The 24,137-nt window shown below is 50.0% G+C and carries 22 protein-coding genes; 15 read left to right on the forward strand and 7 right to left on the reverse strand.

Features of this window, described 5'->3' with window-relative positions; translation table 11 throughout:
* The first annotated feature begins 43 nt into the window (after positions 1-43).
* The 3 genes from BFJ94_RS01240 to glnA all read left to right on the forward strand — a co-directional run bounded on the left by BFJ94_RS01240 (position 44) and on the right by glnA (position 3,964).
* On the forward strand, positions 44-997 hold the full coding sequence (locus tag BFJ94_RS01240; protein WP_120460446.1) for a 4-hydroxy-3-methylbut-2-enyl diphosphate reductase: 954 nt from the start codon (positions 44-46) through the stop codon (positions 995-997).
* Between the two features lie 234 nt (positions 998-1,231).
* A complete protein-coding gene (gene aroF, locus BFJ94_RS01245) occupies positions 1,232-2,275 on the forward strand; it encodes a 3-deoxy-7-phosphoheptulonate synthase (protein ID WP_120460448.1) in 1,044 nt (347 codons plus the stop codon).
* Between the two features lie 264 nt (positions 2,276-2,539).
* Positions 2,540-3,964 (forward strand): type I glutamate--ammonia ligase, encoded by a 1,425-nt coding sequence (gene glnA / locus BFJ94_RS01250; RefSeq protein ID WP_120460450.1) that lies wholly within the window; start codon positions 2,540-2,542, stop codon positions 3,962-3,964.
* A gap of 36 nt (positions 3,965-4,000) precedes the next feature.
* Here glnA and pepT read toward each other — a convergent pair whose 3' ends face one another.
* Positions 4,001-5,239: a peptidase T gene (pepT, locus tag BFJ94_RS01255; RefSeq protein WP_120460452.1), complete on the reverse strand. Its 1,239-nt coding sequence runs from the start codon at positions 5,237-5,239 to the stop codon at positions 4,001-4,003.
* Between the two features lie 179 nt (positions 5,240-5,418).
* Between pepT and BFJ94_RS01260 the strand changes: the two genes are divergently transcribed.
* From BFJ94_RS01260 to BFJ94_RS01275, 4 genes are all read left to right on the forward strand, one after another.
* On the forward strand, positions 5,419-6,309 hold the full coding sequence (locus tag BFJ94_RS01260; protein WP_120460453.1) for a hypothetical protein: 891 nt from the start codon (positions 5,419-5,421) through the stop codon (positions 6,307-6,309).
* 159 nt (positions 6,310-6,468) lie between these two features.
* Positions 6,469-7,557 (forward strand): 3-phosphoserine/phosphohydroxythreonine transaminase, encoded by a 1,089-nt coding sequence (serC, locus tag BFJ94_RS01265; RefSeq protein ID WP_120460455.1) that lies wholly within the window; start codon positions 6,469-6,471, stop codon positions 7,555-7,557.
* Positions 7,558-7,743: 186 nt separating this feature from the next.
* Positions 7,744-8,208, forward strand: coding sequence for a tRNA (uridine(34)/cytosine(34)/5-carboxymethylaminomethyluridine(34)-2'-O)-methyltransferase TrmL (gene trmL / locus BFJ94_RS01270; protein ID WP_120460458.1), 465 nt, complete (start codon positions 7,744-7,746; stop codon positions 8,206-8,208).
* Between the two features lie 250 nt (positions 8,209-8,458).
* The gene (locus BFJ94_RS01275) at positions 8,459-8,704 is read left to right on the forward strand and encodes an AbrB/MazE/SpoVT family DNA-binding domain-containing protein (protein ID WP_120460460.1); all 246 of its coding nucleotides are present in this window, start codon (positions 8,459-8,461) and stop codon (positions 8,702-8,704) included.
* Between the two features lie 463 nt (positions 8,705-9,167).
* Here the strand turns inward: BFJ94_RS01275 and BFJ94_RS01280 are convergent, their stop codons facing one another.
* Both BFJ94_RS01280 and BFJ94_RS01285 read right to left on the reverse strand, forming a co-directional pair.
* Positions 9,168-10,235 carry a phosphodiester glycosidase family protein gene (locus tag BFJ94_RS01280; RefSeq protein ID WP_120460462.1) on the reverse strand — a complete coding sequence of 356 codons (1,068 nt, stop codon included), beginning with the start codon at positions 10,233-10,235 and terminating at the stop codon, positions 9,168-9,170.
* Positions 10,232-10,636: a hypothetical protein gene (locus BFJ94_RS01285; RefSeq protein WP_120460464.1), complete on the reverse strand. Its 405-nt coding sequence runs from the start codon at positions 10,634-10,636 to the stop codon at positions 10,232-10,234. The genes BFJ94_RS01280 and BFJ94_RS01285 overlap by 4 nt, the downstream gene beginning before the upstream one ends.
* 250 nt (positions 10,637-10,886) lie before the next feature.
* Here BFJ94_RS01285 and BFJ94_RS01290 point away from each other — a divergent pair, with 250 nt between their 5' ends.
* Positions 10,887-12,221: an aminotransferase class I/II-fold pyridoxal phosphate-dependent enzyme gene (locus BFJ94_RS01290; protein ID WP_162944107.1), complete on the forward strand. Its 1,335-nt coding sequence runs from the start codon at positions 10,887-10,889 to the stop codon at positions 12,219-12,221.
* A 545-nt stretch (positions 12,222-12,766) separates the two neighbouring features.
* On the opposite strand, the gene BFJ94_RS01295 is transcribed toward BFJ94_RS01290, so the two are convergent.
* Positions 12,767-13,504, reverse strand: coding sequence for a DUF2161 domain-containing phosphodiesterase (locus tag BFJ94_RS01295; protein ID WP_120460467.1), 738 nt, complete (start codon positions 13,502-13,504; stop codon positions 12,767-12,769).
* Between the two features lie 727 nt (positions 13,505-14,231).
* Between BFJ94_RS01295 and BFJ94_RS01300 the strand changes: the two genes are divergently transcribed.
* The 7 genes from BFJ94_RS01300 to BFJ94_RS01325 all read left to right on the forward strand — a co-directional run bounded on the left by BFJ94_RS01300 (position 14,232) and on the right by BFJ94_RS01325 (position 20,146).
* Positions 14,232-16,127: a PrkA family serine protein kinase gene (locus BFJ94_RS01300; protein ID WP_120460469.1), complete on the forward strand. Its 1,896-nt coding sequence runs from the start codon at positions 14,232-14,234 to the stop codon at positions 16,125-16,127.
* A 263-nt stretch (positions 16,128-16,390) separates the two neighbouring features.
* The gene (locus BFJ94_RS01305; RefSeq protein ID WP_120460471.1) at positions 16,391-17,227 is read left to right on the forward strand and encodes a YitT family protein; all 837 of its coding nucleotides are present in this window, start codon (positions 16,391-16,393) and stop codon (positions 17,225-17,227) included.
* A 113-nt stretch (positions 17,228-17,340) separates the two neighbouring features.
* Positions 17,341-17,514, forward strand: coding sequence for a hypothetical protein (locus tag BFJ94_RS25275; protein ID WP_162944109.1), 174 nt, complete (start codon positions 17,341-17,343; stop codon positions 17,512-17,514).
* A gap of 6 nt (positions 17,515-17,520) precedes the next feature.
* Positions 17,521-17,856 (forward strand): 6-phosphogluconolactonase, encoded by a 336-nt coding sequence (locus tag BFJ94_RS01310; protein WP_120460473.1) that lies wholly within the window; start codon positions 17,521-17,523, stop codon positions 17,854-17,856.
* A 69-nt stretch (positions 17,857-17,925) separates the two neighbouring features.
* On the forward strand, positions 17,926-18,903 hold the full coding sequence (locus BFJ94_RS01315) for an ROK family protein (protein ID WP_120460475.1): 978 nt from the start codon (positions 17,926-17,928) through the stop codon (positions 18,901-18,903).
* Between the two features lie 31 nt (positions 18,904-18,934).
* Positions 18,935-19,255 (forward strand): cellulase N-terminal Ig-like domain-containing protein, encoded by a 321-nt coding sequence (locus tag BFJ94_RS01320; RefSeq protein ID WP_120460477.1) that lies wholly within the window; start codon positions 18,935-18,937, stop codon positions 19,253-19,255.
* 348 nt (positions 19,256-19,603) lie between these two features.
* Positions 19,604-20,146 (forward strand): glycoside hydrolase family 9 protein, encoded by a 543-nt coding sequence (locus BFJ94_RS01325; protein ID WP_120460479.1) that lies wholly within the window; start codon positions 19,604-19,606, stop codon positions 20,144-20,146.
* 309 nt (positions 20,147-20,455) lie between these two features.
* Here the strand turns inward: BFJ94_RS01325 and BFJ94_RS01330 are convergent, their stop codons facing one another.
* The 3 genes from BFJ94_RS01330 to BFJ94_RS01340 form a co-directional block, all read right to left on the reverse strand.
* Positions 20,456-21,886 (reverse strand): SpoVR family protein, encoded by a 1,431-nt coding sequence (locus tag BFJ94_RS01330; RefSeq protein WP_120460481.1) that lies wholly within the window; start codon positions 21,884-21,886, stop codon positions 20,456-20,458.
* Position 21,887: 1 nt separating this feature from the next.
* On the reverse strand, positions 21,888-23,051 hold the full coding sequence (gene yhbH, locus BFJ94_RS01335; protein ID WP_120460483.1) for a sporulation protein YhbH: 1,164 nt from the start codon (positions 23,049-23,051) through the stop codon (positions 21,888-21,890).
* Between the two features lie 186 nt (positions 23,052-23,237).
* Complete coding sequence (locus tag BFJ94_RS01340) at positions 23,238-24,092, reverse strand: DegV family protein (protein ID WP_120460485.1); 855 nt, start codon at positions 24,090-24,092, stop codon at positions 23,238-23,240.
* Positions 24,093-24,137: the final 45 nt, after the last annotated feature.

Genomic DNA, 24,137 nt, shown 5'->3' on the forward strand with positions numbered 1-24,137 from the left:
TATCTCCCTAGGAGGGGCGTTATGGAAAGAAGGGATTATTTCAATGGAAGTGCTTAAAATTACGCCGCGAGGCTATTGCTATGGGGTCGTCGATGCGATGGTGCTGGCCAGACAGGCGGCCCAGAATCTTGATCTACCGCGGCCTATATATATTCTTGGCATGATTGTGCATAACAGTCATGTTACCCAATCCTTCGAGGATGAGGGGATTATTACGTTGGATGGCCCGAACCGGGTGGAAATCCTGAAGCAGGTTGAGAGTGGGACTGTGATTTTTACCGCTCATGGTGTCTCCCCAGAGGTCAGGAAATTGGCCCGTGAGAAAGGGCTGACGATGGTGGATGCTACTTGTCCTGACGTGACCAAGACGCATGTTTTGATCAAGGAGAAGGTAGCTGAGGGCTACGAGGTTATCTATATCGGCAAAAAGGGGCATCCGGAGCCAGAAGGGGCCATCGGCGTTGCTCCCGACAAGGTTCATCTGATCGAGAAGGAAGAGGAGATCGCGGATCTGCATGTGACAGCGGATCGGATTATTATTACGAATCAGACGACGATGAGCCAATGGGATATCAAGCATATTATGAAGAAGCTGCTAGAGAAATACCCAGGGGCTGAGGTGCACAATGAGATCTGTCTCGCTACCCAGATGCGGCAGCAAGCGGTGGCCGAGCAGGCCAGTCAGGCTGATCTGGTCATCGTCGTAGGTGATCCACGCAGTAATAATTCCAATCGGCTTGCTCAAGTCTCGGAGGAGATCGCCGGGGTGACGGCATACCGGATTTCCGATGTGACGGAGATCAAGCGGGAATGGCTGCAAGGCATCAATAAGGTAGCTGTTACCTCGGGGGCTTCCACGCCTACGCCGATCACGAAGGAAGTCATTAATTATCTGGAACAGTATAACCCGGATGACCCATCCACTTGGGAGATCGTCAGGACGGTCAATATGCAGAAGCTGCTGCCGCCTATTAAAGTCGGTGCCAAGAAGAAGTAGAGACGTATAGTAAGAGTTGAAATGAAACGGTAAATCACCGAAGTCTATTGATTCACATCGAATAGACTTCGCGTGGTTTGCCGTTTTTTTATGACTGTAATCTATTGGCGAAATGGGGGAGGCGCTCTTGACGGAAAGGGGAGGATGAAGTATATTTGCTTTAATTATTAAAAGCTTAAAAGCGTTTATGTCTAAAAGCATATAATGTCAACGCGAATGAAAGGGTGGAATTTCATGATTATCGTAACTTCAAATCGTACGCCTGAGGAACGGATTCAGGAGATCGTGGCGGTGATTGAGAAGGAAGGGCTGCAGGTTCATATTTCACGTGGCAAGGATCGCACGATTATCGGGCTGATTGGCAGCATCGAACCGAAGCTGGCTGAGCATCTCCGGCAGATGAAGGATATTGAGAATGTGATTAAAATCTCGAAATCATATAAATTGGCGAGCCGTGATTTTCATCCTGAGAACACGGTTATCACGATCGGAGATGTGAAGATCGGCGGCGGGGATCTGGTCGTGATGGGCGGCCCGTGCGCGGTGGAATCTCCGGCGCAAATTGACGAGATCGCCAGTCTGGTGAAGGCGGCGGGTGGGCAGGTGCTGCGCGGAGGGGCGTTCAAGCCACGTACGGGCCCTTACAGCTTCCAGGGCATCGGTGTAGAAGGGCTGGCCATGATGGCCGAGGCTGGCAAGAAGTATGGCCTGTTGACGATTACGGAGGTCATGACTCCGGAGTATGTCGATGTGTGTGCAGAGTATGCAGATATTCTGCAGGTCGGGACAAGGAATATGCAGAATTTCGATCTGCTGCGCAAGCTTGGCGACAGCGGCAAGCCGGTGCTGCTCAAGCGGGGCTTTAGTGCGACCTATGATGAATTCCTGAATGCGGCAGAGTACATTCTCGCGGGAGGCAATCCGAATGTGATGCTCTGTGAGCGGGGCATCCGCACCTTTGAGACCTACACCCGCAATACGTTGGATTTGGCGGCGATTCCTGTGCTCCATTCATTAAGCCATTTACCTGTGATCGCTGATCCGAGCCATGGCACTGGACGCCGTGAACTGGTGGAGCCGATGACGAAGGCTTCGGTAGCTGCTGGTGCGGATGGGCTGATTATCGAAATGCATACCGATCCAGACAATTCGATGACGGGAGATGGCGTGCAATCCCTGTTCCCGGAGCAATTTGCTGCTTTGCTGCGAGATCTGGAGAAGCTGTCTCCGCTCGTAGGCAAGAGATTTGATACCCCTAAGCTCATTCAACACGGATAGCTGCAGACGCTAATGTTCACCATTTTATATGTGCTTGGTAGGTGTAAACAGAGCTCTCCCGTCGTCCAGACCGGAGGGCTTTTATACTATTTGTCTATAAGTTTGTACTCGATGTAACAATACCTGACATATGGTATAAAAATACCTTACATCGCTATTGACGGCTTATTTTCGTGGTTTTATAATGACCTCAGAATAAAACGAAAGCATGAACGTTATCGATGGATAACGGTTATAACGTTCGTGTTCTGGGGAGGAAACGACATGTCAGCAGAGCTTGTAATGAGAACGATCAAGGAAAAAGGAATTGAATGGGTGGATTTCCGGTTTGTCGACCTGTCCGGCCGAGCCCATCATATTACCCTTCCCGCCAAGCAGGTGAATGAGGATACATTCGTTAACGGGGTAGCTTTTGACGGTTCCTCCATCCCTGGCTTTCGCGGGATCGAGGAATCTGACATGGTGATGATGCCAGATCACGGCGCGGTATATGTGGACCCATTTACCGCCCATCCGACGCTGAATGTATTCTGCGATATTTACACGCCGGAAGGCGAGAGATATGAGCGTGACCCGCGCAGCATTGCTGTAAGGGCGGAGGAATATTTGCAGGGAAGCGGGATAGGAACTGCGGCCTTCTTCGCACCGGAATCGGAATTCTTCATCTTCGATGATGTGCGCTATGAGAATAAGATTAACGGTACCTCTTATTCTGTTGACTCGGAGGAAGCGTTCTGGAATACGGGCCGTTCCGAGGGAGGTGGCAATAGCGGCTTCAAAATCCCTGTAAAGGGTGGCTATGTCCCCGTAGCTCCGGCTGACAAGCAGCAGGATATCCGCAGTGAGATGTGCCGGCTGCTGGAAGAAGCGGGACTCCAGGTGGAACGGCATCACCACGAAGTAGCGACCGCGGGCCAGGCGGAAATTAACTTCCGCTTCGATACCTTATTGAATACGGCGGATAATCTGATGGTCTATAAATATATCGTCCACAACACAGCGATTCAGTTCGGCAAGACCGCGACCTTCATGCCGAAGCCGCTCTTCGGCGATAATGGCAGCGGCATGCATGTGCACCAATCGATCTTCAATGGCGATACGCCGTTGTTCTATGAAAAAGGGGCCTATGCGAATCTAAGCGAGACGGCACTGCATTATATCGGCGGTATTCTGTACCATGCTCCGGCCTTGATCGCATTTACGAATCCGAGCACGAATTCCTTCAAGCGTCTGGTTCCGGGCTATGAAGCTCCGGTAAACCTCGTCTATTCCAAAGGCAATCGCTCCGCGGCCGTACGGATTCCTGTAGCGGCGGTGACGCCTAAAGGCTGCCGGATCGAGTTCCGTACCCCGGATTCAACGGCGAATCCGTATCTTGCTTTTTCGGCGATGTTGATGGCGGGGCTTGATGGTATTAAGCGAAAGATCGATCCGGTGAAGGAAGGCTACGGGCCATTCGATAAAAATATATATGAGCTATCGCGGGCGGAAAAAGATGGAATTCGCAGCGTGCCGGGTTCGCTTGAAGAAGCGCTGAATGCGCTTGAGGCAGATTGCGGGTTCCTGACGGAGGGCGGCGTGTTCACGAAAGAGTTCATCGCGAACTATATTGAATTTAAGCGTGCTGAGGCCAGAGCGGTGGCCATTCGCGTCCATCCGTATGAATTCGGCCTGTATTATGACCTGTAAGAAAGAAGCCCGAAGGCAGAGAAAGAGCACAGTCCATTAGGACTGCGCTCTTTCTTCGAATTTACGGGCGATGCCGATAATTACTTCGGTCGCCTTGATCATATTATCTACGGATACATATTCGAATTTGCCGTGGAAGTTCTCACCGCCAGCGAACAGATTTGGCGTCGGCAAGCCCATATAGGAGAGCTGGGAGCCGTCGGTACCGCCGCGGATCGGGGTGATGATCGGTTCGATCTTCAGATCCTTCATGACTTCAGCGGCTACGTTCACGATATCCATCACAGGTTCGATTTTCTCGCGCATGTTGTAATATTGATCGCGCAGATCGAGCGTAATTCTGTCCGGGCCGTATTTCGCCTTAAGTTCATCAGCAATGCTCACCATCTTGGCCTTGCGGGCTTCAAAATTCGTCCGGTCGAAGTCGCGGATGATGTAATGGAGCTTGGTCTGCTCTACATCGCCCGTGATCGAGGAAAGATGGTAGAAGCCATCATAGCCGTCGGTGTGCTCAGGGGCCTCCGCAGCGGGCAGCATGGCGTTGAATTCCATCGCGATCTTGGCGGAATTGACCATTTTACCTTTGGCTGATCCGGGATGGACGCTTACGCCTTTGCAGGTTATTTTGGCGGCGGCGGCATTGAAGCTCTCATATTCCAGCTCACCTAATGGCCCACCGTCTACGGTGTAAGCAAATTCAGCTCCAAAGGCGTCTACATCAAAACGCTCCGGTCCCCGGCCGATTTCCTCATCCGGTGTAAAAGCGACGCGGATAGTGCCATGCTTAATCTCCGGGTGCTGGATCAAATAGTTCATCGCGGTCATAATCTCAGCTATGCCAGCCTTATCATCCGCGCCTAATAGGGTTGTGCCATCGGTTGTAATCAACATATGTCCCTTGTATTTGTCCAGCTCTGGGAAATCACGCGGTGATAATACGATATCGCCTTCCTTATTCAGGACAATATCCCCACCGTTATATTGTTCTATGATCTGTGGCTTCACGTTAGCGCCGGTGAAATCGGTCGCGGTATCGATATGGGCCAGGAAGCCGATGACGGGGACGTCCTTGACGGTGTTGCCCGGAAGAGTCGCCATCACATAACCATTATCGTCCAGACTGATATCCTCCATCCCGATGGCCTCCAGCTCTTCAACGAGCTGTCTGGCTAGCGTAATTTGTCCGGGAGTGGACGGGCAGACTAGATTGTCTTCATTGGATTGGGTGTCAACTTGCACATAGGAAGTAAAGCGGTTGATGATCTCGTCTCTCATCGAATTAGCCTCTTTTCATCGATTTAATCATTAATTAAATTGTATCAAACCCGGCGGCGGGATGAAAGGGCGACAGAAAAGCAAACGGGGTGTATTAACGAAAAGCGCGGAGGAAGGTATACTTATCTGATAAGCCCATAAAGGGATAGGAGAACTATTTTGCGAGAGGAAGAATGAGTATGGGTTATCAGTTAAAGAATGAGCAATTGATCGTTGATATTGCAGAGCAAGGACATTATCGAGGAACGCGCTTCGATTGGAGCGGCTTCATTACGGGAGTGACACTGCGGCAAGGGAATCACAGCTTCTGTGTACCGGAGAGTCCTACTCCGGGATTAGGCACGGGCGGCGAGGGACTGTGCAACGAATTCGGCATCGCTGATCCGATTGGATATGAAGAGACCCAGCCCGGTGAGATGTTCCCCAAGCTGGGGGTCGGCCTGTTAACTCGGGGGGATGAGGCGGCGTATCAGTTTTATAAGCAGTACCCGGTGGTTCCTTTTCGCCAGGAGGTTATACAAGATAGTGCGTCTGAGCTAAGCTACACCATCTATCCCCAGGAGTGTCGTGGCTATGCGGCCCGGCTGGAGAAGCGGGTTCGCCTCGAGGACCATCGTCTCATAATCGACTACAACTTGCATAATGAAGGCAGCAAAACGATCTCTACGACCGAATATAATCATAATTTTCTCGGCATGGATCAGCGGGGGATTGGGCCGGGTTATACCTTGAAATTTCCGTTCGAACTGGAGCCTGAGGTAGACGAAGAGGGATCGATGGATCACATGCTATTCCAAGGCCGTGAAATTCACTGGAGCGGTAGGCAGGAGAGCTGGTTCTACTTCCGTCTGAGGGGGGCAGCTCAAGCTTATAAGCCTCAGGGATGGATCTGGGATCTATTTCACAGCGAGAGTCGGGCCGGCGTAAGAGAGATTAGCACATATACGGTCGATTCTATCGCGGTATGGGGAGAGAAGCATGTCATTTCACCAGAAATATTCATTAGACTGCATGTTGCTCCAGGTGAAATCTATAGCTGGTCTAGGGTTTATGAGTTCTATAAAGCATAAAAATTTATACTATATCTTGGTGAAGCGTTAATGTGTCAATTCTGCGAATTGATGCTATATACTGAAATATCAGCTTGCCGTTAAAAAGAATAGTTGCTATGATTATGCTTATCAAAATTCTAAGCAGATTAAAGGGATAACAGGAGAGGATGGGGAGAAATGGGTAAGAGAGCTTATAACTTTAACGCCGGGCCGGCTGCATTGCCGCTCGCGGTGTTGGAACGTGCACAAGCTGAATTTGTTGATTTTCATGGTACAGGAATGTCGATCATGGAGATGTCCCATCGCGGGGCTGTGTATGAAGGGGTCCACAATGAGGCGTCCAGTCGTCTGCTGCAATTGCTAGGCAATCCGCAAGGCTATAAAGTGCTATTCCTGCAGGGCGGAGCATCTACACAGTTCGCTATGATTCCGATGAATCTTCTGACAGAAGGCAAGGTCGGGGCCTATGTGAAAACAGGAAGCTGGGCCAACAAGGCGATTAAGGAAGCAAAATTGATCGGTGAGACTGTAGTTGCGGCTTCCTCGGAGGAAGACAAGTACATGTCTATTCCGGATCTTAGCAAGCTGCAATTGCCGGAGAATGCGGCCTATCTGCATCTTACTTCCAATGAGACGATTGAAGGTACCCAGTTCACACAATATCCGGATACAGGCAGCGTGCCGCTGATTGCGGATATGTCGAGCGATATTCTATGCCGTCCGTTCGATCTGAGCCAGTTCGGTATGGTCTACGCCGGGGCACAGAAGAATCTCGGTCCTTCCGGGGTGACGGTCGTGATCGCTCGTGAAGAGCTGGTGAACGATTCACCTAAGCATATACCGTCCATGCTTCGCTATGATACTCATGCCAATAACAATTCACTCTATAATACCCCGCCATCCTTTTCTATCTATATGGTGAATGAAGTATTGCGCTGGATTGAAGAGCAAGGAGGTCTGCAGGCGGTTGAGAAGAACAATCGCGAGAAGGCCGCTCTCTTGTATGATGCGATCGACAATAGCGGCGGATTCTTCCGTGGCTGTGCAAGTAAGGAGAGCCGCTCCCTGATGAACGTGACGTTCCGCCTGGCTGATGAAGAACTGGAGAAGCAGTTCATCAAGCTATCGGAGCAAGAGGGCTTTGTGGGTCTGAAGGGACATCGTAGTGTCGGTGGCCTTCGCGCTTCGATCTACAACGCTGTTCCGTATGACAACATTAAGGCCCTGGTTGATTTCATGAATCATTTCCAACAACAAAACGGTTAATTAAGTTTGGCTCTACAGTATGGACCTTCCGTTGCCGCTGGCGATGGGAGGTTTTTCATTTTGTTATGATTATATTTTTAAAACGATTCTTATACTTCGAAGTCTAAACTGTTATAATAGGTTAGGACTACCTTTAGACAGCTATAGAGAAATACAGATTCTACCATTGATGAGGTGTTGATCAGCATGGCATTGCATATCGTACTTGTGGAGCCGGAAATTCCGGCGAACACCGGGAATATTGCCAGAACCTGTGCCGCAACAGGCGCCCATTTGCATTTGGTGCGTCCGCTTGGCTTCAGCACAGATGACAAGATGATGAAACGGGCTGGTCTCGATTATTGGTACGCCGTAAATATCGAGTATCACGACTCGTTCCAGGAAGTGGAAGAGAAATACGCGGGCAGCCGCTTCTTTTTTGCAACGACGAAGGCCAAGCATTATTACACAGATTTTCAGTTCCATGATGGGGATTTCCTGGTGTTTGGCAAGGAGACTAAAGGGCTATCCCCGGAAATTCTGGAGGCACATCCAGATACATTGATGAAAATGCCGATGAGCGACAAAGTGCGCTCGCTCAATCTGTCCAACTCGGCGGCCATTATTGTATATGAAGCATTGAGACAGATCGGCTTCCCCGGGATGGAATAATCCTGAAAGCTTTCTAGATTAATAGACCACGCCGCGTTGAAATTTGTTATACTTTAACAGCAGATGATCGCTGGTCGTGGTCAAATACATAACCCTGCTGTTAACAGATCCGGTATTGGGGAAGCCGGACGATTATATTTAACTGTCGATATTAGCAGGAATCTGCAAAAAAATAGCGAAATATATATTTTAGCTAGGTATTTCGTTCTATTTTTACATAATAATTAATGTTGGAGAGGTGTATCATATCATGAAACCTGCTGGTGTGGTCCGGAAAGTGGATCAACTGGGAAGAATCGTATTGCCAAAGTCGTTGCGTAAAAGATACCAAATGAATGAAGGTGATCCTGTAGAAATTCTCGTACAGGGCGATCATATCATTCTGGAAAGATATCGCCCAAAATGTGTGTTTTGCGGTTCCATGGAGCATGTTAGTGACTTCAAAGAGCGTTCTATCTGTAACCAATGTCTGGTCGAGATGACCCATCTGACCTAATCATAATAAATAAGCTTCCCGGACTCGGGAAGCTTATTTATTATAATCCTTTGGTTTTGTCATCGTTGTAGGATGAAGTAAGAATTCCGCATAAGAACATGGCCAATACAATAGCGATAATCCAGTACGTCAATGAGAAAGACAAGGACGACACCTCCAAGTTAGCATCTCTTGTTCCTATTATATCCATCTCCGCGACAAAAATAAATCTAAAATATGATATTGTTCATAGACAAGTGAAGAAATCGCGTTGCCGATGGCGCAGGTCAGCTAATAAGTGCGAATATGCAACTATATTGCTGCTTGTTACTATCCACCTGAGAAATAACTGTATAAATACAACTATTTCTCGCCGAAAGCCCCGTTTACGGTAAAATCAAGTCCAAGTAGTTGTATAAACACACTTATTTTCTAAATTCGGGTCCATTTTCCGGAAAATAAGTGTATTTTAGCAGTTATCTTTTTATTTGAAAAATAGAAAATGTGTAGGAACAGGACGAAGCTGACCATCGGAAGGATGGTTCACGATCTTGCCGTTAACGACAAGCGAGGATGAGCCACCGCCATCCAGGTTGTACGCATCTTGAACTCCCAGCTTATATAGTCTGCCCTGTAGTTCCTCCAGTGTAGCACCGGAGCCACCCTTCTCATTATATCCGTCCACGACGATGATCAGCAACTGATCGTCCTTGTAATTGCCGATAGCAGTTCGTGGTGCGCGTAAAGGAGAGGTTTTCCATTTTGCCGGGATTTCCTGCTTCTGGCCATTCTTCAGTAGAATCGGAACGAAGGAAGCGCCGAATTCTGGATTCAGCCGATCCAATTGCTCCTGACTGGAGAATTTTCCACCGATCAGTTTCCCCGATTTATTAAGTCCTACGAAGAATAGATCCTTATAGCTTGGTTCGAAGCTACCTAAATATTTGCCGTTCAGCATGGTTGTGCTTAGCGGGTAGCGCTCTTTTTCGGAGTCGGCGAATCCTCCGGGATTAATCCCTGCGACGGCGCCATAGCGTTTGGCTGCTGCCAATGTAGTCTCAGCGCCGCCTAGTTTGTCCTTGCCCAGTGTCATCTTCATCGCATCGGGAGATTTGAGCTTCACCTTCATGGCATAGCCGCGATAAGAGCCAGGATTTACGGTGAACAGCTCGATTCGAATCCGGTCTGACTCAATCGTCTTGTAAGGAGAGCCGAGCTTGCTCGTAATTTTATGGTTATAGATGATCTCCGGGCGTTTGGCTGCATTTTGTGAGGTCTGTACGATTTTGGACATGGTCGAGGTTGTCTTGTTGTACAGTTCAGCAGTCTTCTTAATCGACGTTATTGTTACTTTGGCATCCTGTTCTGCTTGATCCAGCTGTGCGGAAATCGCAGTGGTGGCAGCAGGGATGCCCGTATCGACGGTAAATGGCCGGGTCTCCTGATGAAGATGCAGACCGGGTCCGCTAATCAGCATCGCGATCAGCAGACCGAGGAAAGGTCCTGTGGCGAGCAGAAAAAAACGATTGATTTGTTTGATAGGCGTCATCATTTTAATAGATCCATCTTCTTCTGCAGTGCGGCCAGTTGTTTCTTGACTTCATTTAATTGCGAGTACAGCTTATTGCTGTTGTCGGTCTTGTCGCTCGAGTTGTCCTTCGTGAAGGTCAGCAGTTCATTGAAGACTTCAACTTTGCTGTTCAGCTCTTCAATCTGAGCGGATAGATCCGATAGCTGCGCTGTGTAGTCCGTCTTCATCGCTTCCGTGCGGGTCTGTATTTCCAGATTCATCTGTGTGATCATCGATTCTTTCAAATGATTGCTGTATAAATAAGCGCCAGTAACGCCAAGAGCAATTAGTAGAACCCAGGTTAGTAGAACCAGCTTCGCGGAAGGCTTGCGTTTCTTTCTGTTGGGGACGCTGTCTGTCGCCGGCTCTGTAGAGTAACGCATCATATCACCTCTAGATATCATTTCCAAGATTACATTCTATCATGTGGTATCGTTTCTCGCAAAATGTTGTATACCAGCTATTCTAGTGATGGGGTGGCTGAAAGCGAGAGGAAAATAGAGGGATCGCCAGCTGGATTGGGAGGGAGCCCAGGAGGATTTGGGGGTGAATCGATTTGAATTGATTTGCTGCAACAATTTGTCCTCAGGTACAATCGCCTTAGGGTGATGAATCGGGAAATGGGGGATGAACGTGGAGGGGTGGCTGAAGCAGATGATAGAGCGTCTGCCGGGAATATTGGGGGATGAGATTGAGGGGTTTATTCGAGACGGAGATTTGATATCTTTTGCGGGAGGCTGCGGCGGGGAGCTGCCTGCGATAAAGCAGCGGCTGGAGCGAATTGAGGAGGAGCTGCAGAGAGCTGGTCGGCTCCAGGGCGAAGAGGAGCTGGAGGAGGCTGCTGCTGAAGCTTCGGTCTGGCTTCAGCAGTGGCTATGCTCCGCCTATGAGCAGGTAGAAGGCGGAGATCGTGGAGCGGTAGCAGCGGCGGCGGATCGCCTGCTGCTACAGGATAGTGCGGCAGCCGCGCTGGAGCTTGTGTTCAGCGCGCTGCTTAAGCCGGGCGACGCGGTGCTGGTGGAGACGCCCAGCTCGCCGGAGGCGCTGTGGGCGCTGCGCAGCCGCGGCGCGATCCCTGTCCCGGTCAGCTGTGACCGGGACGGCATGCTGCCGGACGACCTGCGGCGTCTGATCAGCGCGGCGAAGCCGGCGCTGGTGTATGTGACGCCGCCGCATAGCGCCGGGCCGTCCGGCGCGGTGTGGAGCCAGCAGCGCAAGCTTGCGCTGCTGGAGCAGTGCGATCGGCATCGCGTGCCGATCGTGGAGGACGGCACCCCCAGCGGGGTGCCGGGGTTTGCGCGCGCCGCCGCCGGGCGTGGCGGCGCGCTCGGGGCGGGCTCCGCACCGCATGGGGAGCCGTCCGATAGCTTGTATTCCCTTTGGCATCAGGATGCCAAAGGAGAGGGAACAAGCGTGATCGGACTGGATGCGTGCGAGCGGGCCCTGTTCCCTGCGCAGCCGCTAGCTTGGCTGCGCGCTGATGCGGCGATGCTCGACAGGCTCGCCGCCGCTCATCCCCAGGCAGCCCTGCTTAGCCCGGCTGCCTGTCGCGGCCGCCTTATGCTTCATTCACTGCTGGCAGATGCCAGCTTCTCATTAATGCAGCATGCGGCCGAGATTCTGGCGGAATATGAAGCCCGCCGAATATATATGAAGCAATTATTCAAAGCCGCTGATTGGCGGGGCATCGAGATTCATGATCCAGGGTTCGGCCTATTCCTGTGGCTGCGCCTTCCCGAGGAAATCGATCCTGAAGCACTGCTCAGGGCTTCTTTGCTGGAGGGGACAGCTTTCGTGCCGAGCCATCGATGCTATGCACCTGATCAGAATACGCCAGATCCAGAGCTATCACCGCTTGGAAAAGGCGGATGGCTGCGCCTTAACTTCGCGGCTTACCCGAGCATGGGAATCGCGGAAGGAGTGGCCCGGATTGGAGATGCCCTCTCGGCATTCACGGCAAGAAGCTAGCTGTTATGCTGCAAACACCGTGCGTGGAAGCTCCGGAGTACCTAAAGAGTATCGAAATATCAAAAAGCCTGCAAAAATGCAGGCTTTAACACACAAAACCGCCTGTTTCCGTGAAATTCCTGCAAATATGCAGGCATTTCCTCCAAATTTCTCGAAACCAGGCTGATCCTAAGCAAAAACCTGCATAATCGCAGGAATTTTCTTTTTCGAGCCTATAATTATGATAAAGCCTGCATTTTTGCAGGAATTACTACCCTAACGGAGTTACTCTCTGCTCGCTTAGCCCGTCCCAAGCCAATATGTTGAATGAGTTACGCGCCCCTGCTCAAAGTTACTCCGTTCTAAGCTAGTTTGGATCATGAACACAAAAGTTGCGCGGTTAGCACGGTTTATAACTAATTATCTACGCACGCATGGTGCGTCACCAGCCCAATCTATGCGTAAAAGTTCACAAGCATCTGTTAGCGCCTTGCCCCTCTCAAACCAATATGTTGAAAGATTTCCATGCAATAGGTTCCTACCTGCATGCCAATAAGCGGTTTAGTCTATTTCTCAGCAGTTGGAGCGGCATTGCGCCAGCCATCGATAATGTGACCATACTGCTTAAGTCCGTGCTCGCCTTCGGAGGTTAGGACGTAGCGGCCACGAGAGACTCGGCGGAACCAATGGTAGTAATTTTTCTGCAGGATGGTCGCCGCCTGTCCGATGCCGCTTAGCGCTTTGATGTCTTTCGGGGCCATTTCTCCGCCTTCTTGCAGCACCATAGCTACGCGCAGCGCCTTCTCACGATAGGCAGTCATCAGTTTGGTGCCGTGGCTGCCGCCAATATTGTAGTCACCGCTTCTTTCCTTGAATTCATATTGCAGACGCGCAGCCCGGGTCTTCACGATCCTTTGGGAAGGCGCTGGCAGATGATCTCCAGGCAAACAGTGGATCTCCACAAAAGGCGGTTTAGTTTTGTATTGCGTAATCGTAATGAAGCCGAGCCCAAGTCTGCGGCATAGATTCGTAATGTCGCTCCAGCGCTGATTGTGGGCTCCTTTCTTGGCACGGGTTCGCTCCACGGCCAAATAGACCTCGCTGCTCAGTTTCTGGCGCTCCACTCCTTGCAGCAGGAGGGGCAAATTGAAGCTTTTCTTCATTTCGACGATTAGCGGCTGATCTTGTTCCGGGTGGAAGCCGACCAGATCGCAATGCCGTACCTCGCCTTTAATTTCATAGCCCCGCTCCTCAAAAAAAGCCTTCAGCGGAGCATACAATTCCGTCTCATGCTTGACTGCCATATTGCCTCTCCTTTATATCCTAAAATTTATATGTAACTGGGAACGTTATGTATCATTAAAAATGCTATTTCGAAAAAGGCTGCCCTGAGTTGTAACGAAACTAGGTATCGCTATTTGCATCAAAAGGAGCGATTTTAAAATGTAACGAAAAGGGTATCGCTATTGCGGCCAAAAAACGGCTAAATGGTGGATTTCTGCTCAAATAGCGATATGGAGTTTCATTAGATTTGAATGGGGGCCGATTTTGCGAAAATAACGATATGGAGTTTCGTTAGCGCTCCGGAGCTCCAGGAGGGAGACTTGGCCGTGCTTTTCAACAGGCTGCATATTTGCAGCTTTCAGAGGTTGCCCCCCAACTCCCACGACTCTCCATCCATACCAGGCTATCCATACTAGTCAAATTATAGCACAGCCGGAAATGCAGCTCGAACGGTTCGCGATCAGGGAGAGGGCCCAGGTGTTCCACGTACAGAGTACATATTAAATCAACTATTCCGACGGGAATAATTTATACAGAGAAAAAAGGTCAACTTCTTGCTTGTTTCCGCATAGGTATGTAATACACTTTTTCAAATTGAGTTATGTAGTAGGTGGCGTGGTTGAAGTAAGGTTGCAAGCTTACTGTAATAGTGAGTGTACGTTTTACTATCGATAGTGGACTTTTGAACAACCAGGATCAGGATCAAGGGACGGGGAGACCCCAAGCGGAGTACAGGAGGTACCGAACATGGATATTTTTGAACGAATAGCGTCTTACCGGGCGGAAAGCGATGCTCTGGCATGGAACGGAACATTTAAAGAATATGTCGCTCTGCTCGCTGAGGATCCTTCGCCCGCCATGACGGCGCATGCCCGGGTGTATGAAATGATTGAGTCTTATGGTGTGGAAGAGGTCAACGGCCGGAAGAAGTATAAGTTCTTTGAGCAGGAGATCTTTGGGCTGGATCGGGCGGTGGAGAAGCTGGTCGAGGAATACTTCCACTCCGCTGCCAGGAGACTGGATGTGCGCAAGCGGATCTTGCTGTTAATGGGCCCAGTGAGCGGCGGGAAATCAACGATCGTCACGATGCTTAAGCGTGGCCTGGAGAAGTTCTCTCGTACGGATCGCGGTGCAGTCTATGCTATCTCCGGCTGTCCGATGCACGAAGAGCCCCTGCATCTGGTTCCGCATGAGCTGCGCCCGGAGGTCGAGCGATCGCTGAATGTGCGGATTGAGGGGAACCTCTGCCCGGTCTGCCAAATGAGACTGAGGACGGAGTTCAACGGGGATATCGAGAAAGTGCCGGTGGAGAGAATTATCATGTCTGAGGATAGCCGAACCGGCATCGGCACGTTCAGCCCTTCGGACCCGAAGTCACAGGATATTGCTGACCTGACAGGGAGTATCGATTTCTCGACAATTACGGAATATGGCTCGGAGTCTGATCCGCGAGCGTACCGTTTTGACGGCGAATTGAATAAAGCAAACCGGGGGTTAATGGAGTTCCAGGAAATGTTGAAATGCGATGAGAAGTTTCTGTGGAATCTGTTGTCTTTGACACAGGAAGGTAATTTCAAAGCTGGAAGATTTGCCCTTATTTCCGCGGACGAACTTATTGTGGCCCATACTAACGAGTCGGAGTATAAGTCCTTCATCGCCAACAAGAAGAATGAGGCGCTGCAATCGCGGATGATCGTCATGCCGATCCCCTATAATCTGAAGGTATCGCAGGAGGAGAAGATCTACGCTAAGCTGATCGGTCAAAGTGACATGGGACATGTGCATATTGCGCCACATGCTCTGCGTTCGGCAGCGATCTTCTCTATTCTGACCCGATTGAAGGAGACGAAGAAGCAAGGGGTCGATCTGGTCAAGAAAATGCGCCTCTATGACGGGGAAGAGGTCGAGGGCTATAAGGATGCCGATCTGAAAGAGCTGCAAAATGAATATCTGGAGGAGGGAATGTCCGGCGTTGACCCGCGTTATGTCATTAACCGGATTTCCAGCGCTCTGATCAAGCAGGATATTCAGTGCATGGGCGCGCTTGATATTCTTCGGGCGCTCAAGGATGGACTGGATCAGCATGCCTCCATTACGAAGGAAGAAAGAGAGAGATACTTGAACTTCATCAGCATTGCCCGCAAGGAGTATGATGAGATCGCCAAGAAGGAAGTCCAGAAGGCGTTCGTATATTCTTTTGAAGAATCGGCCAAGACGCTGTTCGAGAACTATCTTGATAATATAGAAGCTTTCTGCAACTGGACGAAGCATCGCGATCCGCTGACCGACGAGGAACTGGACCCGGATGAGCGGCTCATGCGCTCGATTGAGGAGCAAATCGGTATTTCTGAAAATGCCAAAAAAGCATTCCGCGAAGAGATTCTAATCCGAATATCCGCCTATTCCCGGAAAGGCCGCAAGTTCGAATATAATCATCATGACCGACTGCGTGAAGCGATTGAGAAGAAGCTATTCGCGGATTTGAAGGATATCGTCAAGATCACGACGTCGACCAAGACGCCGGATGAGAATCAGTTGAAACGCATCAATGAAGTAAGCAAGCGTCTGATCGATGAGCATGGCTATTGCCCCGTGTGCGCGAATGAGCTGCTTCGGTATGTGGGCAGTTTGTTGAACCGATAGCAAGGTGAGAAATAACAGATTTCAGCATCATTGAATATTTATTCATTTTCTGAAAATGTCTTAACAAATCACAATTTTTACACTACAATTAAGAAGTAGCCTTTGATCGGGAACTGAATTTAGACAGCAGTCCAATCCTATATTTAAAAACAGGGCGTACCCTTGTCGCGGTGCGCTCTTTCCAATTTTTTTGGGCGGGCAAAATTACATGGTTTTGGAGTTGACGGTAAAACTTACATATTGCACAAGAAGGGACATACTTCATGAAAAAGAGATTGGCCGATATTGTAACCATTATGATTGGTGCGTTAATTTTTGCATTGGATGTTAATCTGTTCGTTATTCCGAATGATTTTGGCGAGGGCGGAGTTACTGGGGTTACGATCATTCTGTACTATTTATTTCGCTGGTCTCCCGGTCTGGTTAACTTCGTTCTTAATGCGATACTGCTAGTAGTAGGCTACAAGTTTCTTGATAAGCAGACGACGGTCTATACGATTATCGCTGTCACATTCAACTCTCTCTTCCTGTATCTTACCGAGGGCTGGACTATCGCTTCCGATAATTTGATGATCAATGCGATCTTCGGCGGAGTATTTGCCGGGGTCGGTATCGGCTTGATTATTAAGGTGGGCGGGACGACAGCCGGATCGACGATATTGGCAAGAATCATGAATAAGTATCTGGATTGGAATGTTAGCTATGCTCTGCTATTCTTCGATTTGATCGTGGCCTTCGCTTCTTTGTTCATTATTGGCGTACAGAGTCTGATGTTCACCATTGTGATGCTGTATATCGGTACTAAGGTGATGGATTTTATTATCGAAGGTCTGAATCCGAGAAAAGCGGTCATGATCGTGTCCAAGGAGCAAAATCAGATCGCCGAGCAGGTGAATGTCGTGATGGAGCGGGGCGTTACGGTGCTTCACGGACATGGTTTCTATACGAAGCTGCCGCAGGAAATTTTGTATATTGTCATTAGTAAGCAGGAGATCAGTCAACTGAAGAAGATCGTGAAAGCGATCGATACGAGTGCATTTATTACGATTCATGATGTGCGTGATGTGTTCGGGGAAGGATTTATGGAGCTGTCGAAATAGACGGCTCTTTTTTGTATTGTACAATATTAACCCTGGATTAGAAGATTTTCCACCTCAAATTCAAGTATAGAGAGGGTAATATAGAGGTGAAAACACATCATGGGAGGTGCTTCATGAGGATCATAGTAGAGGATACAGAGGAACAGTTCCACATTACTGCTGCACTTGAAGTTACGAAGCAGGTCATCGCGAAGCCGGAGAGCGTCATGATGCTTGCGGGCGGCCAGACAACGATCGGGCTGCATCAGGAGTTAGTTCGTTTGCACCAGCAGTGGCATGTTGATTAAGCCAAAATGTATGCGTTTACATTGGACGAGTACATCGGATTACCCCCTGACGATCCAAGAAGCGTCAGCTATCGGATTCGTCATCAGCTGCTGCACCATGTGAATGTTCGGAGCGACCATATTCATATGCCCGATGGATTAGCTGCGGATTTGCAGGCGGCCTGTGCCGAGTATGACAGACTGCTTGACGAGCATTCTGTTGATCTAGGAATTGTTGGTGTGGGGAGTAATGGGCATATCGGATTTAATGAGCCGGGGACGCCTCTTGTTCCTGCGTCTGTGCTGCAGCTTCATCCCTTTTTGACGGTTATCCTCGATAAGAAGGCGGCTAAATTATTGTAACTGTAATGAAGTCTAATCGTATATATAAGGATTACATAGATCAGGATAAATAGAAAGGAGATCTACAAAATGCGTGTTGGTATTGATGGACCGGTAACTGTAGGAATTGATATAGGTGCGACGAAAATATTGATCGGGTCGGTAACGCGACAGGGGGAAATCGTTCATCAGACCAGATACGGGATTGACTTGAGTACGGAATCGCTATTAAAGAGCAGTATCTACCATTCTATCGCGGATTACATACATGAGCACCGCAAGGAGAATCTGTCCGGAAATATCGGTGTTGGGGTGTTCGGACATGTTGACTTCGAGCAGGGAGACTGGCTTGGCACGATGAGATTGCCTGGGATGGAGATGATCCGATTCAGGGAGGATTTGAAGCTGCGATATGGAATGAATGTCGCCCTCGATAATGATGTACATACGGCGGCGCTGGCGGAGCTGCATCTGGGCAAAGGCCGTGAATACCGCCATTTTCTATATGTGAATGTGGGCACCGGGGTTGCTGCGGGAATCATAAGCGACGGCAGGCTTATACGGGGAGCGTCCAACTATGCAGGTGAAGTCGGTCACATTTTCGTCGGTCGTGATATGGAGCAGTGCATGTGCGGCAGTAGCTGGTGCCTGGAATCAGCAGCGTCCGGAGGCGGGATGATCAATCGGGTGATCCGCTGGATCAGCGAGTATCCCAATTCCAGGCTGCTCCCTTTGGTTAAATCCGGTGAGATTACTACCGCCGATATCTTCAAGGCCGCGCGTCAGGGAGATTCACTGGCGACGAAGATACATAAGGAATTCATCTGGTCGCTCGGGATCGGACTGGTCAATCTCGTCAATATTCTTAATCCGGAAGCGATTATTATGGGCGGGGGCGTGATGCGGGACGGCTGGCTGTTGAAGGAGCTCAGTTCTTTTATCTATCAGAATACGACCGGGGTATCCAGAAGAGGCTTGAAGGAAATAACGGTCACAGAGCTGGGGCCGCAGGTGGCGGGCTTGCTCGGTGCGGCTTGTCTGGCATGGGACTATGAGAAGACAGGTTGATTACTAGACTGGAAAGAGAGGGGAAGGCCGGATGAAGATTCTAATCAATCATATTGGCTATGAGTCAAATGGAAGTAAGCGCGCTGTTATTATGGGCGGGGATGCAGATGAGGTGAATGGCTTTCGGGTGGTAGATTCTAAGAGCGGGCAGACTGTCTACTCTGGAAATGCTCAGCGCTGTGGCAGGGTGGATAAATGGAGGGAATGGCATTTCTGGACGGCTGATTTTGACGACTTGCAGACCGAGGGACAGTATTCTATCGAATGTGATTTTCTACTTCAAAGCGCAGCGCTGGCTGCGGCCAGCAGGCACGCCTATCCCGGCGATTATACGCGCGAGCAATATTTGTAGGCGGCGCGTGAAGCCTATGACCATCTGGCCGAGCATCATGCTGAATATTTGAATGATGGGACGCCGAATCTCTTGGATGAGTATTGTGAGTTAACGGCTCTGACTGAGTTGTATAAGGCTTCTCTGGAACCGGATTATCTGAAAAAAGCAGGCGAATGCGTAGAGCGACTCATCGGATATTTGCATTCAAGTGGGGAGTTGGAGTGGTTACTGGAGCGCTAATGAGGAAGGACGTCCGTTCTTCCATCCTTCGGATGCCGGATTACCTGTCGTCTCCTTGTTGAATTATTTGGAGCGGAGAAGGATCAAGAGCGGAGAAGCAAGATACTTGAGGCGGCGCAAAAGGCCATGGAGTTCGAATTGCAGATTACGCGGGAGACCAGCAATCCGTTCCATCTGGCGCGGCAATTGGTGCAGAGTGTTGATGGCAGAAGGTATACTTCCTTCTTCCTGCCGCATCAGACAGAAGCTTCCCCTTGGTGGCAAGGAGAGAATGCCCGGCTAGCGTCTCTTGCAGCGGCGGCCAGACTGCTGGCCAAGCATTTGAAGGAGGATGCTGAGGCTGACCTGAGGGGCAGATTGCTCAGGTATGCAGATGCGCAATTGAATTGGATTCTCGGGCTCAATCCCTTCGATAGCTGTATGCTTCAAGGCTCGGGACGCAACAATCCGCAGTACCATTTCGTGAACGGGTTCGATTATATGAACTGTCCGGGTGGCATCTGTAATGGAATTACGTCAGGATTAACCGATGAGCAAGACATCGAATTATTCCTTAAATCCGTACCGGGGATTGTAGATGATAATTGGCGTTGGGCCGAGCAGTGGCTACCCCATGCTTCGTGGTATATGTATGCGGTCGCGCTCGGTGATGATCTGGAAAAGAGTTAACCAGTCTTTCGGAGCTCTAACGAAACACCATAACGTTATTTCGGCGAAATCAGCACCCACTCAAATCTAACGAAACACCATATCGCTATTGGGGTAGAAATCCTCATTTCGCCCCTGATTTGCCCTGATAGCGATACCCCGTTTCGTTAGATTTTCAAATCCCTTTGTTTGACACAAATAGCGATATCTAGTTTCCTTACAATTTAGAGCAGCCTCTTGTAACCTTAAAAATGCAGCTTCTCCCGCTTAGGGAGGGTGGTAAATGGGAAAAGCCTGCAAAACTGCAGGCTTTTAGAAAGTCCTCATGGTCTATATAATCCTTCGGCTCACTTTATTGCCGTCATAGCTGAACATAGCGCTCTTGTCTTCGACTACAGTCTCCAGATGAACGGGTCTGCCCCAGAGTGTGTAGACATAAGGGAGCGTCCGCTCCAAATATTTCAGATCTAGCTCAAGCCCTTCGTATTGATGCTTCAGCAGCAGCTCGCCAGCACGATTGTAGTCACCGTCCTGCACGACGATGTAAGGAAATCCGCCATTCATGCGGGAGGCGACCAGTTGATCGCGCACGTTCTCCCAGGCCTTGTCAGTGATTTTCCACTCTGGGCCCTGTTTCTCGAAAATATACAGATCCAGATCATCCACTAGTTGCTTCGTCAAGTAGCTGCGCAGGAAGGAAATATCGGAGTCCAGCTCGCGTACATCGAAGATCTTCTCCCGGCCTTGTCCGGGGACCCGCCCGAATCTCGTCCGTTCTTCCTCTGTTGGCTCGTTCCAGCGCCGCTCGATATCCTCGAATATTTTCAAACCTAAATAATAGGGGTTCAGGCTCTGGGAAGGCTGCACGACAGAAGCGTTAAGCTTGGCGAATTCGATCGTCTCCTCGCTGCTCAGATCCATTTCACGCAGTATGCGCTGATGCCAGTAAGAAGCCCAGCCCTCATTCATGATCTTCGTCTCCATCTGCGGCCAGAAGTAGAGCATCTCCTCGCGCAGCATGCTCATAATATCACGCTGCCAATCCTCCAGATCCTCGGAGTATTCCTGTATGAACCATAGCACATCCTTCTCGGGCTCCGGTGGAAAAGGAATCGCCTCCCCGCTATCCGGGAGGGCGGCGCTTTGGGTCTCCAGCTCCCACAGATCGTCATACTCTCCCTGCCGGATCGGTGCCTTTCGCTGCTCCTTGGCCAGGCGCTGCTTCGCTTCCATCTGCTGACGCTTATCGTAGCGCTGCGGCTTGATCAATTGACGATCGACATGCTCTTGGATCGCCAGCACGGCATCGATGAAGGCTTCCACCTTGCTAGCACCATGGATCAGCTCGTAACCATTGATCCGCTGAGCAGTTGCCGCCATGCTCTCGACCATATCCCGATTCGTGGCGGAGAAACGCAGATTATTCTTGAAGAAGTCACAGTGGGCGAGCACATGGGCGACAATCAGTTTGTTCTGAATCAGCGAATTACCTTCAAGCAGGAAGGCGTAGCAGGGATTGGAGTTGATGACGAGCTCATAGATTTTGCTTAATCCGAAATCGTATTGCATTTTCATTTTGTTGAAGGTCTTTCCGAAGCTCCAGTGGCTGAATCGAGTCGGCATACCATAGGCTCCGAAGGTGTAGACGATGTCTGCAGGGCATATTTCATAACGCATCGGATAATAATCCAGCCCGAAGCCGTCGGCGATCTCCATAATTTCCTGAATCGAGTATTCTAGCTGCTCCAGCTCGGTCGTCATGTTATTTTTCCCCCTCCCGTTTGTGGAAAAAGCGCTTCAAGGCCTGATATACTTCACCCTTTTCCTTAATGACATAGTACAGGAACCGCTCATGCGTCAAATTCCGGTAGGCCGACATTAGTGTGCTGCTCCGGTTGTATTGATTCACCTCACCGTAGCCGAACATATTCGAGCGCTTCAATAGCTCGCCGATCAGCCGGGTGCAGCGTACATTGTCCGAGGTCAGATTGTCGCCGTCAGAGAAATGGAAGGGATAGATGTTGTAGCTGGATGGGGGATAGCGTTCATCGATGATTTCCAGCGCCTTCTGGTAGACAGAGGAGCAGATCGTTCCGCCGCTCTCTCCCCGGGTGAAGAAGTCCTGCTCGGTAACCTCCTTGGCTTCCGTATGATGTGCGAGGAATACGATCTCAACTTTCTCGTACTGCTTGCGCAGAAAGCGGGTCATCCAGAAGAAGAAGCTGCGCGCGCAGTATTTCTCAAAATTGCCCATCGATCCGCTGGTATCCATCATGGCGATAATGACCGCATTGGAATGGGGGAGCTTCACATCCTCCCAGGTTTTATAGCGCAGATCATCCGGGGATATGCCATGGATGCCGGGTGAACCGGAGGTCGCATTGCGGCGCAGATTCTCCAATATCGTTCGTTTCTTGTCTATGTTGGACATCAGGCCCTTCTTGCGGACATCGTTGAAACGGAAGGAGACGGTCTCCAATTCGTCCTTCTCCTTCTCTTGGATGAAGGGAAGCTCCAATTCACTGAACAGCATATTCTCCAGGTCCTCGATGCTGATCTCGGCCTCTACGACATCATGGCCGGGCTGATTGCCTGCCTTACCGCCTTTGCCGGCATCCTTGGGTTGATCCTGGGCCAGCACATCACCCACTTCACTATCCCCATCCCCTTGCCCGACATGCTTCTGCTTCTGATAGTTATGAATGAAGCGGTACTCCTCCAGATTGCGCAGCGGTACCTTGATAATCTGCTTGCCGTCCGACATGATGATATTCTCTTCTGTAATCAGATCAGGCAGATTCTGTCTGATCACTTCCCGTACCTTCTCTTGGTGACGCTGCTGGTCCTGATAGCCTTTACGGTGCAGCGACCAGTCTTCCTTGGAGACCACGAAGCTAGACTTATTCTGTTCAAATGAAGATGACACGGTGGGCACCTCCCTATCGGAATGTCAGGATTTAAAAAGTAGCTGTAACTAAGTATATTCAAGCGGGGCGGTGATATGTGAGGGAGAGGCTCAGCTTGGCAGGTGAAATATTAACGGAGGGCATTAAAACAAATAACCCGCCGATGAAGGCGGGTATTGTGATTATAGCAGATCCGTGTTTCTGAATTAAAGGGTCTTCTTCGTATATAGAATCCCGATCGTCTTCGCGCCGCAGTGGCTGGAGATGACGCAGCCAGCTTTGGAGATAGCGACTTCTCTTGCTCCGGTCTTCTCCTGCAGAATATTCTGCAAATAGACGGCATCTTCATCCGCGAGGGAATGAGTGACGAAGATCAGGTCATTGTCCATGTCGTCTACGCGAGCCAGCGCATTATCCAGCATTTGCTGCAGCGCCTTCTCACGGCTGCCGCGCACCTTATAGGCTGGGGTCATCTTACCATCGATCACCTTGATCACCGGTCTGATCTTCAGCAGGCTGCTGACCAGGTTCTGCATACCCGAGCAGCGTCCGCCCTTATAGAGATAGTCAAGCGAATCGATGACAAATTCCGTCTCCACCTGCGGACGGGTTCGATGCAGCAGATCCATAATCTCTTCCATGCCCCGACCGTCTTCCGCTGCTCTGACCGCCTTCATGACCTGCAGTCCGATCCCAGTTGACAGGTTCAATGAATCGAATACATGAACCCGACCCTTCGGAAATTCGGCTGCAGCGATCAGGGCATTCTGATACGTAGACGATAGCTCGGATGACAAGCTGATATATAGAATATCCCTGCCTTCCGCTATTGCGGGAGAGAAGGCTTGGGTGAAGTCGGCTGGGGAAGGAGCGGCCGTCTTCGGCAGCTTTCCAGTCTCACTAACTTTCTGATATAGCATCGGGGTATCCAGATCAACACCATCTTTATAAGTCTGCTGATCAAAGGTGACATACAGGGGAATGATGCCAATGTCATACTTCCCAATCCAATCGGATGGCAGGTCACATGTGCTGTCTGTGAATATTTTAATGTTTCCCATTTTGTAGTCCTCCTTATGTGTTGTATAGTAAAGCTTTGTCTTCTG

The organism is Paenibacillus aceti (assembly GCF_003614185.1).
In the GTDB taxonomy this organism is placed as follows: domain Bacteria; phylum Bacillota; class Bacilli; order Paenibacillales; family Paenibacillaceae; genus Fontibacillus; species Fontibacillus aceti.

Excerpts from the sequence above, each read along its gene's own strand:
- BFJ94_RS01310 (WP_120460473.1), top strand. The coding sequence starts at position 17,521 with ATGTATGCGTTTACATTGGACGAGTACATCGGATTACCCCCTGACGAT.
- BFJ94_RS01275 (WP_120460460.1), top strand. The coding sequence starts at position 8,459 with ATGAAACCTGCTGGTGTGGTCCGGAAAGTGGATCAACTGGGAAGAATC.
- BFJ94_RS01280 (WP_120460462.1), bottom strand. The coding sequence starts at position 10,235 with ATGATGACGCCTATCAAACAAATCAATCGTTTTTTTCTGCTCGCCACA.
- BFJ94_RS25275 (WP_162944109.1), top strand. The coding sequence starts at position 17,341 with ATGAGGATCATAGTAGAGGATACAGAGGAACAGTTCCACATTACTGCT.
- trmL (WP_120460458.1), top strand. The coding sequence starts at position 7,744 with ATGGCATTGCATATCGTACTTGTGGAGCCGGAAATTCCGGCGAACACC.
- BFJ94_RS01300 (WP_120460469.1), top strand. The coding sequence starts at position 14,232 with ATGGATATTTTTGAACGAATAGCGTCTTACCGGGCGGAAAGCGATGCT.
- serC (WP_120460455.1), top strand. The coding sequence starts at position 6,469 with ATGGGTAAGAGAGCTTATAACTTTAACGCCGGGCCGGCTGCATTGCCG.
- pepT (WP_120460452.1), bottom strand. The coding sequence starts at position 5,239 with ATGAGAGACGAGATCATCAACCGCTTTACTTCCTATGTGCAAGTTGAC.
- BFJ94_RS01325 (WP_120460479.1), top strand. The coding sequence starts at position 19,604 with ATGGAGTTCGAATTGCAGATTACGCGGGAGACCAGCAATCCGTTCCAT.
- BFJ94_RS01340 (WP_120460485.1), bottom strand. The coding sequence starts at position 24,092 with ATGGGAAACATTAAAATATTCACAGACAGCACATGTGACCTGCCATCC.
- BFJ94_RS01320 (WP_120460477.1), top strand. The coding sequence starts at position 18,935 with ATGAAGATTCTAATCAATCATATTGGCTATGAGTCAAATGGAAGTAAG.
- aroF (WP_120460448.1), top strand. The coding sequence starts at position 1,232 with ATGATTATCGTAACTTCAAATCGTACGCCTGAGGAACGGATTCAGGAG.
- BFJ94_RS01260 (WP_120460453.1), top strand. The coding sequence starts at position 5,419 with ATGGGTTATCAGTTAAAGAATGAGCAATTGATCGTTGATATTGCAGAG.
- BFJ94_RS01240 (WP_120460446.1), top strand. The coding sequence starts at position 44 with ATGGAAGTGCTTAAAATTACGCCGCGAGGCTATTGCTATGGGGTCGTC.
- BFJ94_RS01315 (WP_120460475.1), top strand. The coding sequence starts at position 17,926 with ATGCGTGTTGGTATTGATGGACCGGTAACTGTAGGAATTGATATAGGT.
- BFJ94_RS01330 (WP_120460481.1), bottom strand. The coding sequence starts at position 21,886 with ATGACGACCGAGCTGGAGCAGCTAGAATACTCGATTCAGGAAATTATG.
- glnA (WP_120460450.1), top strand. The coding sequence starts at position 2,540 with ATGTCAGCAGAGCTTGTAATGAGAACGATCAAGGAAAAAGGAATTGAA.
- BFJ94_RS01305 (WP_120460471.1), top strand. The coding sequence starts at position 16,391 with ATGAAAAAGAGATTGGCCGATATTGTAACCATTATGATTGGTGCGTTA.
- BFJ94_RS01285 (WP_120460464.1), bottom strand. The coding sequence starts at position 10,636 with ATGCGTTACTCTACAGAGCCGGCGACAGACAGCGTCCCCAACAGAAAG.
- BFJ94_RS01295 (WP_120460467.1), bottom strand. The coding sequence starts at position 13,504 with ATGGCAGTCAAGCATGAGACGGAATTGTATGCTCCGCTGAAGGCTTTT.